This window comes from Verrucomicrobiia bacterium, assembly GCA_019694135.1.
Classification (GTDB): Bacteria; Verrucomicrobiota; Verrucomicrobiia; order JADLBR01; family JAIBCM01; genus JAIBCM01.
The window spans coordinates 373,056-386,804 of sequence record JAIBCM010000003.1; the positions used below are offsets into that span (position 1 = coordinate 373,056).

Here is a 13,749-nt window from a genome sequence, read left to right on the forward strand (position 1 = left end):
TAGATTTATGGCTGATATTCGACTGACTCAATCAACGGCTCAAACCCAAATTTTCACGCCTCACATGCAGCAAGCGCTCGCTATTTTGCAAGCGCCTGCCTTGGAATTGCGCTCTCTGGTTCAAGAAGAAATTGCGAAAAATCCAGTTCTAGAAGAAATCACAGAAGCACCTTCAGAAGAATGGGAAGAAATCACACAAGAAAAAACCGAGCCACTTACAAACAAAAGTGAAGAATCTGAAGTAAGCTGGGACCTTTCATCAATACGCCATTCCCATAGAGATCAGGATGAAGCACAAAGGCGCCAGTTTTTTTTTGATTCTCTCACTAAACCCGAAACATTGGCAGAACATCTCACTCAACAACTGCACTTAAATAGCTCTGATCCTCAGCAAATTCAAATCGGTGAAATTATCATTGGCAGCCTCGACAGTGACGGTTTTTTGCGCATTTCCCTGGATGAAATTAGCAATCTCTCCCACAGCAACAACGAATCGGTAAAAGCAACCTTGCAACTCATTCAAGGCTTTCATCCCAGCGGTATTGCTGCACGCGATCTGAAAGAATGCTTACTATTGCAACTACAGCGCCTGGGCAAAACTAAATCATTAGAATCGATTTTAGTCGCTAATCACTTGGAAGATTTGGCACATCATCGCTACGAAATTTTAGCCAAACAATTACAGACCGATCCTAACACTATCCAAGCCGCTGCTCAAACCATTGCTAAACTCGATCCTAAACCAGGTCGCGCTTTTCTGCCCGAAGAAAAACATCAAATCGTGCGAGCCGAATTCGCCGTGCGAAAAGTGAAAGAAGATTGGAAAATTATTTTTAATCCTCACGCTTCTCCTCGACTCAAAATTAGCGACACCTATAAAGATATGCTCGCCTCAAATAATGGCGATAGCAAAGAAGTCCGCGACTATTTGCGCGAAAAAATTCGTTCTGGTCGATCGTTTATGGACTGGATTCAACAACGCCAAGACACGTTACAAAAAATCGCGCAAGTTATTATCGAAAAACAAAGAGATTTTTTTGAGCACGGCGTGTCTCACTTAAAACCCTTAACACTCGCTCAAGTGGCGCAAGAAATTGGCATTCACGAAACCACAGTAAGCCGCGCCATTGCCAATAAATATATGGACACCCCGTGGGGCATTCAGGAATTAAAATTCTTTTTCACCTCGGGCTATCGCAACCATGCTTCCGGACAAATTATTTCCAATCAAAGCATCAAAGAATCACTACGCGAACTGATAGAACACGAAGACAAACGCAACCCGTATTCCGATGAAGAAATCATTAAAATTTTTTCCGAACGCGGCATTACTATTGCGCGCCGAACCATTGCCAAATATCGCAAAGAACTTAAAATTCTCCCTTCCAGCCTGCGGCGTGTTTTGTAATGATATTCCCCACCGCATGATTTCTTTTGAACAATTAACTCACTGGCGCCCAACACGCCCAACTTATGGCGTCATCGGCTACCCCATAAAGCACTCGCTATCGCCCATCATGCAACAAGCCGCTATGCATGCATTAGGATTAGACGCTGATTATTTGGCTTTTGAAATCCCGCCTGATCAACTCATTCCCTCTCTGGAACATCTAGAAAAAATAGGTGTTAAAGGAATTAATCTTACCCTACCCCACAAAACTCAAGTTTTACCTTGGCTACATGAAACTTCCAACGAAGTCAAAGCCATTGGTGCGGCTAACACTATCAAATTCGATGCTGGTTTGCGAAAAGGTTATAACACCGATGCACCCGGTTTTTCTCGAGCTATCGAAACAGTTTTCAAGAAAAAACTCCGCGAACTTCGCATCCTACTCTTGGGAGCCGGTGGTGCGGGTCGAGCAATCGCTTTTCAAGCGATATCTGAAAAATGCCAGAAATTAGTGATCGTCAATCGAACAATAGAAAAAGCAGAGCAATTAATAAAAGAGCTTTCCTCTTCGGCTTCCACTTTCAAAAACAGCAACGTGACCTACCTCACTTTTTCTTCATCCGATCAACTTACCAAAGAACTCGCGAATAGTGATCTGATTGTCAATACAACCTCTTTAGGTCTTCGCGAAAATGATCCTTCACTCATTCCCAGAGATTGGTTTCAACCGAATCATCTACTTTTTGACACCATTTATCAACCCTCTGTCACTTCCCTCATGCGCGAAGCACAAAGCGCGGGAGCTCAAACTGCTAATGGCCTATTCATGCTTCTCTATCAAGGCGCGCTTGCTTTTGAAATTTGGTTCTCGCAACCTGCGCCGATTGATGTCATGAAACAAGCCCTATTCCAAACTCAAATTTGACATGTCGCTTCAAACCAATCCGTTTTTTTTGCTTATCGTTTTTATCGTAGGCGCATGCGTGGGATCTTTTCTCAACGTTTGCATCTATCGCATTCCCCGCGATATTTCTATCGTCTCTCCTCGTTCCTTCTGTCCATTATGCGGAGAACCTATCGCTTGGTATTATAATTTACCTATTATCTCTTGGATCGGATTAGGTGGAAAAACTCAATGCTGCGGCACACCGTTTAGTTGGCGTTATCCCTTTGTGGAATTATTAACTGCATCCCTTTTCACGTTATTATTTTTTCAATTTCACTGGGCCACTGCCCTAGCCTACTCCATATTGTGCGCTTTATTAATCATTGGATTTTTTACCGATCTCGATCATCTTATGATTCCTGACGCTGTCACGGTTGGCGGTTTTTTTTTAGGAATCATCGCTTCAACACTTTTACCCGAACTTCATGACACGCTTAACCGCTGGAATGCTCTGAAACAAGCTGCCTCAGGCGCTTTTGTCGGCGCTGGAATCCTAGGCGTTGTCGCCTGGGTAGGTGGTCGCGTTTTAAAAAAAGAAGCCATGGGCATGGGCGACGTAAAACTTATGGCCTGTTTGGGCGCATTTCTGGGTTGGCAAGCCACACTTTTTTGTATCATGATCGGCTCCTTAATCGGCACAGTTATCGGTATTGGCATCTTAATCGCACAAAGAAAAAAATGGGGTTCCCACGTCATGCTCCCCTTTGGCCCCCCCCTTATGATTGCCGCTATTTTCTGGATTTTGGGTGGCAAAAAAATTTGGCAAACTTATTGGTTAACTTTATAATTTTCATGTTTAGTGGACAAGGCAACTCACTAAGCTTTGATAATTTATTCCCAAAACTTATAAAGCTGATAAATCTATTTACATTTAAATATGACTACAAAAGAAATTTTTCAAAAACAAGGTCATTACTGCTTTCGTTGGAGAAGCTATCTTCCTTTAATCTTGTTGCCTTTATTACTATTAAGCCTACCTAATGCAGAAATCATTAAAACCCATTTCGGAAAAGCCACGGGCGAATTTTGGAAATGGGGATGCGTTTTCATTTCTTCCCTAGGTTTTTTAATAAGATGTTTAGTAATAGGTTACGCTCCCGGTGGCACTTCTGGAAGAAATGCTAAACAACAACGGGCTGACCGACTGAATCAAACCGGAATCTATTCACTAGTAAGAAATCCCCTTTATTTAGGTAATTTTTTAATGGTTTTAGGTGTAGCGCTTTTTACCGAAACTTTTTGGTTTATTATTATCACAATAGTCGTTTTTACTCTATTCTATGAAAGAATTATTTTGATCGAGGAAGAATTTCTTCAACACAAATTCGGTGAAGTTTTTATCAATTGGGCGCAAAAAACCCCTGCTTTTATTCCTAAATTTCATGGTTGGATTCAACCGGATTTGCCATTTTCTTTTAAAAATGTTTTGAAAAGAGAATACAGCGGTTTTTTAATAACCACTTTACTTTTTATTGGAATCGATTTTCTTTCTGACCATTTCTTTGAACATCGAAACCAAGAACGTTTCCTCTGGCTTATTACTCTCGCTATCTCTTTCACCATTTATTTCATACTTCGAACACTTAAAAAAAAGACATTATTACTTCATAAAAAAGGACGATAAATTTTTATTTAGCATAATTCTTAAAAAGCTTGGTTTTACTCTTTGGCAAATGAAATAATCTTTTACGTTTATGGGACTAAATAATGACCGACGATCTTTTTGATATTACTCTTCATGACGCTCAGAAAAAACATCGTGAGTGGGCTTCCGTCATCGAACATCACAATCGTCTTTATTATGAAGAAGCACAACCAGAAATCACGGATGCGGAATTTGACAAGCTTTATCACGATTTGCAAGAGTTGGAAAAACGTTTTCCACAACTCATTACTCTAGATTCGCCAACACAAAAGGTGGGCGGTCGACCGTTGCAAGAATTCCAGCGAGTGCAACATTTGTTGCCTATGCTTTCTTTAGAAAAAGCGGAAACCAAAGAAAAACTGATCAATTTCGAAACGCGCATTAAAAAACGTCTTCCGGGCGAATCCGTGCAATTCGTGTTGGAACCCAAAGTCGATGGAGTTTCGATCAGTTTGCGCTATGAAAAAGGAAAATTCACTGTCGGCACAACTCGCGGTGATGGTCGAAGTGGCGACGATATTACTGAAAATCTTAAAACGATTCCGACCATTCCTCATGATTTGAAATGGAAAAATCCACCCGCGCTATTGGAGGTTCGAGGTGAAGTCTATATGACTGCCGAAGGATTTGAAAAATTGAATGAGACAATGCGAATTAAAGGAGAAAAAACTTTTCAAAATCCGCGCAATGCGGCAGCGGGTTCCCTAAAACAGCTCGATCCTCGTCTCGTGGCTCGACGGCCCTTGCGAGCAGTTCTTTATTCGCTCGGAGCTTGTGAAGGCATTGAAATTAAAACCCAAGATGAGTTTTTAAAGCAACTCAAAGCATTAGGATTTGAAACACCTCCATTAACTTATGTCGTGACCACGGTCGATGAAGCCATGGAACGAGTAGAAATTTTTAAAGAGAAAAGTGATCAATTTCCTTTTGAAATTGATGGCGTGGTTTTCAAAGTCAACTGTCTCGAGCAATGGTCACGACTTCCGGCAACGGCTCATGCTCCAGGTTATGCGATCGCTTACAAACCCGCGCATTGGGTCAAAGAAGCCGAAACCCGTATTCGAGATATCACAATCCAAGTTGGACGCACAGGCGTGCTGACTCCGGTCGCAGAATTGGAACCCGTTTTTCTTTCGGGTTCCACTATTTCTCGAGCAACTTTGCACAATGAAGATGAAATTAAGAAAAAAGATATCCGAATCGGTGACGCAGTGATGATTCAAAAAGCAGGGGCTGTGATTCCTGCAGTCGTGCGAGTAATTAAAGAAAAACGTCCTTCCCACGCGAAACCTTTTCATTTTTACGAGTCCATCCACGGCAAATGTCCGGTTTGCCAAGAACCCATTCACCGCGATCCCAAGTTCGCTGCCTGGCGTTGCGAAAATTTGCAATGTCCCGCGCAAAACACGCGTCGTGTCGCCTATTTTTGTCAGCGTAATGCGCTGGATATTGAAAGTTTGGGCGCGATTGTTGCGGAATCTTTAGTGGAAGCAGAATGGGTCAAAGAACCTTTAGACCTTTTTGAATTAACGGAAGAAAAATTTGCCACGCTAAACCTCGGCACAGAAACTGAACCGCGCGTTTTTGGGCAAAAAAATGCCAGAAAAGCTTTAGCTGCTTTAGAACGCGCAAAAACTTTTCCTTTAGAGCGCTGGTTGAACGCGCTCGCTATTCCTGAAATGGGCGAAGCAACAGCTTACGAAATCGCGCAATTTCATCCTGATTTAGAATCCGTAGCAAATTCGAAGCTATTACATCATGTGGCGGCAATCGCCCAAAAAACTGAAGAAGCTGCTCACATAAAATCGCTTATCAAAAAAAACGCTTCCCAAGAATCGCAACAACATTATGAAAAATTAAAAAAAGAAATCGAAACGCTCGGCGATGAATTGGTAGAACAAAATTTTTCCGAAAAACGCAGTTCCAAAGGCATTCCCAAATATGTTTATCGCATCGGACCGAGCGTTTCTCAAAGCATTCTCGATTTTTTCCAATCGCAACGCGGAAAAAATATTCTTCAACGTTTGCGAGAATTACACATCCATCCACAATCTCAAATCACTTCCAAGCCTCAATCGAACCTACCTCTAAGCGATAAAACGTTTGTCATTACCGGCACCTTAAGTGAATCTCGCAGCCATTTTGAAAATAAAATTCGCGAACTGGGTGGCAAAGTAACAAGCGCGGTGAGTTCTCAAACGTCCTATGTTGTAGCTGGCGCCGATCCCGGCTCCAAACTAGATAAAGCCAAGAAACTTGGTGTACCTATTCTTAATGAAGTCGATTTTGAAAAGCTTGCGAAGTCTTAAGCATCCGATATCTTATTTTTCATGAAAATTTTATCCATTTCTCTCCTATTTTCAGCGCTCTATACATTACCCCTTTTCGCTCAAAACAATCCCGCACAACGTGAAGATGCCCGTGTGGAACGCGAAAAAGTGCTTCGAGCTGCCGACCAGCTAGAAATTTTATTACCTCAACTGGATTCTTTGAAAAATGAGGTGCAAACCTTAAAAACACAAGTGGATCGGTTACAGTTGGAAAATGCAGCGTTGAAAAAAAATTTGAGCGAGTTGGAAGTTTCGCGCACGAAAGAAAGAGACGCGCTTCTCGATGAAGTCAGTAAAATTATGGCGGAATCCAAATCTGCAAAACCCATTCTGAAATCTCAAGCAACAACTTCCACTAACACCACAGCACCCGCTCCTATTGTTGCCAAACCTATAGCAACCAAACCTGTAGCCGCTTCAACCACCAATCAACCTGCTCAAGAGCAAGTAGGTTACGAGCATGTGGTAGGCCCGGGCCAAACAGTTTCTTCGATTGCAAAAGCTTTTAATGAAGCCGGCGTCAAGGTCACGGTGAAAGACATTATCCAAGCCAATCATTTGGATGCCGATGCAAAAGTTCGAATTGGTCAAAAACTTTTTATTCCTAAAAAATAGTCTCCTGGTAAAAAAGGGGAGAAAGTTTTTTATCTCGGTCCTACTACTTTAAATTTTCGTTTCCCTTTTATTTTAGGATCTTGATACATAAAACTGCCCATTGTAATCGTTCGCCTTTTTTGAGTCACCGGAATAGAACCAGACATCGCACGAATGCGCTGCGCTACTGGAATTGGAGGCCCAACCGTTGCCGCAAAGTTAGAGTTAATAAAATAGCCTTGTCCCGGTTTTTTTCCTTTTTGAAAAACCAACACATTATCTTTATCACTTTCATGATACATGGCACGCACCCGTCCTGGCAATTTTTTTGGCAATCCTATGATATCGTGTAAGTTAGTGTAATCGGGTCCCAACAACACTTTTACGTTTTGTTTTTGAGTTAAAATGATATCGAGATTTCCGTCTTGATCCACATCACCCGAAGCCTGAACATGGCCGCTAGCAAAAGCAAACGGTAATACTTTCTCTTCTTGCAATTCATTTTGAATTAACAGCGGATCTACCCAATAACGCGCTAGGCGAAATTGCTTACTTCTACAAAAAACCAAGCTACTAAAAATACCCAGACTATTTCCTACCAGTGTTTTCCTTACTCCTAATGACCCCAAAAATCTCCAATCTTCCGGCAAACTCATATCCAAGACTCCCATTAAATGATTGTCTGCAACATTTAATATCGCGACTTGCTCCACATTTTCTTCCTCTCCATCGAAAGAAAACCAAGAAAATCTTCGACCCTTGCGATAAACTAAAATATCGCCAAATCCATCTCCGGTAAAATCGCCCGAATGATAAACACCCCCCGGGGCAACGGGATGAGCCCAATCAAAATTTGTCATCTCTTCAAAAGAAAACACTTGCACTCGATTATTGTTCGCGTCAGTCACATATAATCGATCAGACGCCAAAGAAGTAACTGCTAGACCTGCGGGTTCATTAAATTGTGCGGATTGCTTACCCAAAGCACCAAATTGTGTTAAATAATTTGTCGCAGTATAAATATGAATCGTATGAAATTGTTCTATCGATCCGATAATAAAATTATTTTGATAAACGACCAAATCATAAAGCACCGAAGTTACGGGCGTCAGAGTTTCTATGCCACTATTTTCTGATTTCGTTGAGATTTCACTCAGAAAAATTCCATCGGCATTATAGCGTTGAATCAAATTCCCATTCGGTCGATTGCAACTTATCAACCAATCACCCTGCCCATCCACAGTCAATCCCCAAATATCCGTTTCGTTAGAAAAAACAAAATTCGTCAAAAATCCACCCACACTATTAAATTTTGCCACACGATGATTATGCCAATCAACCACATAAACATTTTCTGCTTCACCAATGGCAATTTGTCGCGGACAATATAATTCTCCATCTTTTTCTCCAGTCGATCCAAATTTCATGAAATATTGAAAATTTTTATCAAACACATGAACACAATTTGCTTCAATATCAGTCACATAAATATTACCAAGCCGACCAATTGCCAAAGCATAAGGCTTAACAAAATTGGTGCTGCTAAACTTCGTTAAATACACGCCATTACTAGTAAAAACCTGAATACGCTCTTTGTCTAAAACATACGCCCTACCGGAAAAATCGAAGGCAATATCCTTAGGTTTTGAAAACTCTCCATCGCCAGACCCTGCTTTACCAAATTCAAAAAGAAACTTAGGCTTTAAAATTGTATCAGCTTTAATAAAGCTGAATCCCAGAATGCTCCAGGTTATTATGCCAATAAAATATTTCATATTTTAAAACTTATCGCGGCCCAATAATTTTAAAAGTGCCATTGCCATAAGGCGATCGAGGAAGACGATAACGCAAGGAACCTGCTTTAATCTTGCGCCCTTTTTTAACAACGGGAGTCGCTCCCATCATTGCTCGGATTTTTCTTCGCACAGGAATAACCTTTAAAAAAGTCGCTGTCAAATCAGGAGCAATGGAATACGCCACGGCATTTTCCCTTCTTTTTTGAAAAACCAAAGCACTATTTTCTTCTCCCTGGTGATAAATGGCATGAACCCGACCCGGCAAAGGCGTAGTCAACCCCTTTATTTCTTTTGACTCTCGATAATCGGGCCCCAACAAAACACGAAGCGTTTGTTTTTTGACTAATACCAAATCCAGAAACCCATCTTGATTCAAATCGCCCGACGCTCGGAGATGTCCTATCTTAAATGGAATAGGCAAAATCCGCGCTTCTAAATCACTATTCCATAAAGGCAAAGCCTCATCCACCCAGTAATGGATTAAGGCAAAATATTTTTTGCATTTGAAAACCAAACTTCCTAATACACCCATACTGTTGCCTAAAATAGGTTTACCAAAACTAATAGCTCTACCCTCAGGAATTTTCCAGAATAAAGAACTGATATTTTTTTCGTTAACTAGCGTGTTCTCATAAAAATTTAGCAATTTAGTTTGTGGCGATCTTGGACTATCATCACCTTGATAACCATGAGTTGTAGAAAATTTTCCTGATCGATAAACGATCAAGTCGGCATATCCATCACCCAAAAAATCGCCCGAAACATAATCTTTAGAAAACGCATTAAAATTCGTGATTGTTTCAAATGCAAAAACCTGAATCCGATGATTATCCCAATCTGCTACATACAGCTTATCTCGCTGCAAGGGATTAACAGCTAATCCATAGGGACTATCAAACTGTCCCGAATCATTTCCCAACAAACCAAATTGAGACTGATAGCTAAAAGGACGATAAATCTGAATCACAGAACCTACCCAATCCGAACCCAAAATATAGCCTTGTCCTAAAACTGCGAGATCAGAAAACACCCTGGGGTTTTGAGTGCTCAGGGAGCGAACCAATTTCCCTTGAGAATCATAAACATTAATTTTATTGCCCCAAACACTTTTAAGACTGACATGTAAATTACCCCAAGCATCGAAAGCGATGCCTCCCAAGTATTGATAAGCATCCTCTGGTGATAAATTTTCTACCTCTGGAAATTTAATTTCAGATAAATAACTTCCCTGACTATCAAACGCCTGCACGCGTTTATTGCCCCCATCCATGACATAAACATCTTCTCCACGAATTGCAATCTCCGTAGGCCAATTAAACTGGCCTGGCCCACTACCATGAATGCCAAAACGTTTTTTATAATTAAAATTCTTATCAAAAACATGCACACAATCCAAACCCCCATCGGAAACATAAATATCGCCCAACCTTCCCACCGCTATCGACTCGGGTTCAGAAAATTGTTCAGGACCATTCCCCACAGAACCAAACTTTCCAATAAAAACTCCATTACTGGTAAAAACTTGCACTCGCGCTTTTTCATCTCCTTGGGTATCCAATACATAAATCTTATTGTCCCAATCCACTGCAATATCTTTAGGCCCTTGAATCGCATCATTATCCAAAACATCTTCGCCACCAAACTCCCCATCCCCTAAGCCCCGTTTGCCAAATTCAAACAAAAACTTGGGCTTTAACCAATCTTCACTCCACGCCTTGTCGGAAAGCCACCCAATAATACAATATAACAAAAAAATACCCTTTAATTTCATTCCTGTTCCTCTAAATACAAATTTAAAGTCGAAATAGCAAAAAGCAACGGAAAATTCTAAAGAAAACAATTATAATTTAAGGCCAATTGCTTCAAGTAACACTCTATCGTCTTCCACCTCAGGATTTTCTGCTGTCAACAGTTTCTCCCCATAAAAAATAGAGTTGGCGCCTGCTAAAAAACAAAGCGTTTGCGCTTCTTTCGATAAATGGCGACGCCCTGCCGATAAACGCACGCGCGCTTTGGGAAAAAGAATACGCGTCGTGGCAATCATTCGCACCAAATCCAAACTATCAATGGGCGTTTGATTTTCCAAAGGAGTGCCCGGCATCGCCATCAAACAATTAATCGGAATGCTCTCGGGTTGCGGATTAAATGAACTCAAAACCTCCAATAAGCGAAGTCGATCTTTGACATTTTCTCCCATTCCTAAAATTCCGCCGCAACACACCGAAATTCCAGCTTGCTGCACATATCGAATCGTTTTTAATCGATCTTCAAACGTGTGCGTCGACACAATCTGCGAGTAAAATTCTGGACTCGTGTCCAAATTATGATTGTAAGCGGTCAATCCCGCTTCTTTTAACGCTTGCGCAGCGCCTTCCGAAAGCTCACCGAGCGTCACACACACTTCCATTCCCAATTTGCTCACCTCACGAACGGTTTCCAGCACCGATTCAAATTTCTTTTCCCCCTCGCGCACGCCTTTCCATGCCGCTCCCATACAAAATCGCGTTGCCCCCTGCTCTTTCGCCTCGCGCGCTAAGGGTAAAACCTCTTCCACCGACATCAATCGCTCTGCCTTCACCCCCGTTTGATAGCGAGCGCTTTGCGCGCAATAAGAGCAATCTTCGCTGCATCCGCCTGTTTTAATGCTCAACAAACGGCAAAGTTGAATCTCGTCTTTAGACCAATGCTCACGATAAATTTTGCGCGCGTGATCAATTAACTCTAAAAGTGGCAACTCATAAACCGACTGAATTTCTGACAAAGTCCAAACCCTCATCATTCCCCTATGTCCTCATTCCACAACTCAGGATTTTCGCGAATAAAAGTCTCCATCATATCAATACAGGTCGGATCTTGCAAAACCTCGACCGCAACCCCTCGCGAACGCAAAAGCTCTTCCTCGCCCATAAACGTCTTATTTTCACCCACAACCACCTTGGGAATGCCATAAAGCAAAATCGCGCCACTACACATTGGGCACGGTGATAATGTCGTATATAAAACCGATTCACGATAAACTTTAGCAGGTTGCCGCCCTGCATTTTCTAAAGCATTCATTTCACCATGATGAATCGCGCTACCCTCCTGAACACGACGATTGTGACCTCGTCCAATAATTTTTCCTTGATGCACTAAGACTGATCCAATCGGAATGCCTTTTTCCTGTTTACCCTTTTGGGCTTCATCAATCGCTGCTTGTAAAAATGGATCCATAATTATTATTCTAATGCTATCCCAAAGTCGCTGTCCACTCTTCTCGAGGCGTGCGAGAACAAAAATCGGCAAACGACTCGCCTGAATTGCGCTTATCTTGATAATAGCGCAAAACCTTTTCGATCACATTATGAATTTCCGTGCTCAAAACTTTGCCTTTCACCAATTGATTAAAACGGGCATCACGTCCCACTTTACCTCCTAAAAACATATCAAAACATTCTGTGGAAACACCGTTCACTTTTGTCATCCCACCGCGAAAACCAATATCGGCAATTTGATGTTGACCACAAGAACTTGGGCAGCCACTGAAATGAATGCGAATTTTTTCATCATAAAACGCGCACTGTTTTTCCAGTTGAGCAACCAGCTCAATCATACGATTTTTTGTTTCGGCAATCGCTAAATTACAAAACTCGATGCCCGTGCACGAAACACATCCTTGCCGAAAATTACTGGGATTCCAGGCCAATCCAAGAGATTCGATTTCTTTTTTTAAGGGTTCAACATTGGCTTGAGGCACATTCAGAATAATCAAATTCTGCTTATTCGTCGTGCGAATCGCATCTTGAGCTGGCTTGCAATAACGTCGCGCAAGATCCGCAATGGCTTTGAGTTGATGAAATCGAGCTCTTCCTCCCGCAAAGCTTATGCCCACGTAATACAAACCCGATTGTTTTTGCGCGCAAACCGCCAAATGATCACTTTCCGGATCATGAGGAAAATCAAATTCAGTATGCCGATCAAATTGTTTACCCGATAATCGCTCCAATTCCGCCACCACTTTATCCACACCCCAATCCGCCACTAAAAACTTAAAACGCGCTTTATTGCGAGCATGGCGATAACCGTAGTCGCGATAAATCACAGAAATATAATGTGCCACGGTTAACACCTCTTCTTCAGGAATAAAAATAGGCAATGTCTTCGCTAAATGAGGAGCCGAAGAAAGTCCGCCGCCCACTTTTAGGCCAAATCCCACCTCTTTTTGCCCGTTAACCGTTCGTTCCAATCCAAAAAATCCCACGCAATTAATATCGGGTTGCGCGCAATGAATACGACAACCTGAAATCGAAATTTTATATTTACGCGGCAAATTGGAAAACTCGCGATTATCCGTCAAATGCTGACTAATCACATGCAAATAAGGCGTCGCATCAATAATTTCCTCATGATCAATTCCCGCTACGGGACAACCCACCACATTGCGCGTGTCATCTCCACAAGCGCCCGATGTGGTAATGCCCACAGCTTTCAATCGCGCAAAAATATCGGTAAAATGTTCAATTCGCAACCAATGCATTTGAAAAGTTTGTCGCGTAGTAATATCAGCGATGCCATGCCCATATTGCTCCGCTAAATCCGCAATCACATCCAACTGCGCGGCATTCAATTGTCCACCCGGAATTTTGGTACGCAACATGAAATAGCCACTGTCTTTGGGACGTTGACGATAAACACCAAACCATTTCAAACGATCAAAATCGTCTTCTGGAATACTCGCAAACCCCGTTTCGGCATAACGCGCAATATCCGGTAAAACATCCAACCCATCCTTCGCCACTTTCAGCTTCTCCATAGGAGTTTCGCCAGGGGTGAAATTGCGAGGTGTCGATAAAGGTACAGAATTCATACGTCTCTAGAATTTTAAACAAGATTTCAAGTTTTTCAATCCCAACCACAGAAACCTGGCTAGGAAACCGTTTTGGTTTTGACTTTGATCTTTTTACGTTTTTCGTGCAGCTTGCGTCGTTTGCGTTTAATAATTTTGTTATATTGTTTTCCCATAAATGAAAGTAAGCATAAGAAAAAAGTAACGACCATTTGTCAAGAAC

The 13,749-nt window shown here is 41.8% G+C and carries 11 protein-coding genes; 6 read left to right on the top strand and 5 right to left on the bottom strand.

Features of this window, described 5'->3' with window-relative positions; translation table 11 throughout:
• Positions 1-7 precede the first annotated feature (7 nt).
• The 6 genes from rpoN (at position 8) to K1X66_06415 (ending at position 6,926) form a co-directional block, all read left to right on the top strand.
• Positions 8-1,408, top strand: coding sequence for an RNA polymerase factor sigma-54 (rpoN, locus tag K1X66_06390; GenBank protein ID MBX7157996.1), 1,401 nt, complete (start codon positions 8-10; stop codon positions 1,406-1,408).
• A gap of 16 nt (positions 1,409-1,424) precedes the next feature.
• A complete protein-coding gene (gene aroE / locus K1X66_06395; protein MBX7157997.1) occupies positions 1,425-2,315 on the top strand; it encodes a shikimate dehydrogenase in 891 nt (296 codons plus the stop codon).
• 1 nt (position 2,316) lies between these two features.
• The gene (locus tag K1X66_06400) at positions 2,317-3,123 is read left to right on the top strand and encodes a prepilin peptidase (GenBank protein ID MBX7157998.1); all 807 of its coding nucleotides are present in this window, start codon (positions 2,317-2,319) and stop codon (positions 3,121-3,123) included.
• Positions 3,124-3,213: 90 nt separating this feature from the next.
• Positions 3,214-3,960, top strand: a complete 747-nt coding sequence (locus tag K1X66_06405) for an isoprenylcysteine carboxylmethyltransferase family protein (GenBank protein MBX7157999.1) — start codon at positions 3,214-3,216, stop codon at positions 3,958-3,960.
• 83 nt (positions 3,961-4,043) lie between these two features.
• A complete protein-coding gene (ligA, locus tag K1X66_06410) occupies positions 4,044-6,290 on the top strand; it encodes an NAD-dependent DNA ligase LigA (GenBank protein MBX7158000.1) in 2,247 nt (748 codons plus the stop codon).
• Between the two features lie 21 nt (positions 6,291-6,311).
• On the top strand, positions 6,312-6,926 hold the full coding sequence (locus K1X66_06415) for a LysM peptidoglycan-binding domain-containing protein (protein MBX7158001.1): 615 nt from the start codon (positions 6,312-6,314) through the stop codon (positions 6,924-6,926).
• 29 nt (positions 6,927-6,955) lie between these two features.
• On the opposite strand, the gene K1X66_06420 is transcribed toward K1X66_06415, so the two are convergent.
• The 5 genes from K1X66_06420 to K1X66_06440 all read right to left on the bottom strand — a co-directional run bounded on the left by K1X66_06420 (position 6,956) and on the right by K1X66_06440 (position 13,547).
• Positions 6,956-8,680 (bottom strand): hypothetical protein, encoded by a 1,725-nt coding sequence (locus tag K1X66_06420; GenBank protein MBX7158002.1) that lies wholly within the window; start codon positions 8,678-8,680, stop codon positions 6,956-6,958.
• Between the two features lie 10 nt (positions 8,681-8,690).
• Positions 8,691-10,472 carry a 6-bladed beta-propeller gene (locus K1X66_06425; GenBank protein ID MBX7158003.1) on the bottom strand — a complete coding sequence of 594 codons (1,782 nt, stop codon included), beginning with the start codon at positions 10,470-10,472 and terminating at the stop codon, positions 8,691-8,693.
• 69 nt (positions 10,473-10,541) lie between these two features.
• Positions 10,542-11,477 (bottom strand): biotin synthase BioB, encoded by a 936-nt coding sequence (gene bioB / locus K1X66_06430; GenBank protein ID MBX7158004.1) that lies wholly within the window; start codon positions 11,475-11,477, stop codon positions 10,542-10,544.
• On the bottom strand, positions 11,477-11,914 hold the full coding sequence (locus tag K1X66_06435; protein ID MBX7158005.1) for a nucleoside deaminase: 438 nt from the start codon (positions 11,912-11,914) through the stop codon (positions 11,477-11,479). The genes bioB and K1X66_06435 overlap by 1 nt, the downstream gene beginning before the upstream one ends.
• 16 nt (positions 11,915-11,930) lie before the next feature.
• Positions 11,931-13,547 (bottom strand): nitrite/sulfite reductase, encoded by a 1,617-nt coding sequence (locus tag K1X66_06440; protein MBX7158006.1) that lies wholly within the window; start codon positions 13,545-13,547, stop codon positions 11,931-11,933.
• Positions 13,548-13,749 lie beyond the last annotated feature (202 nt).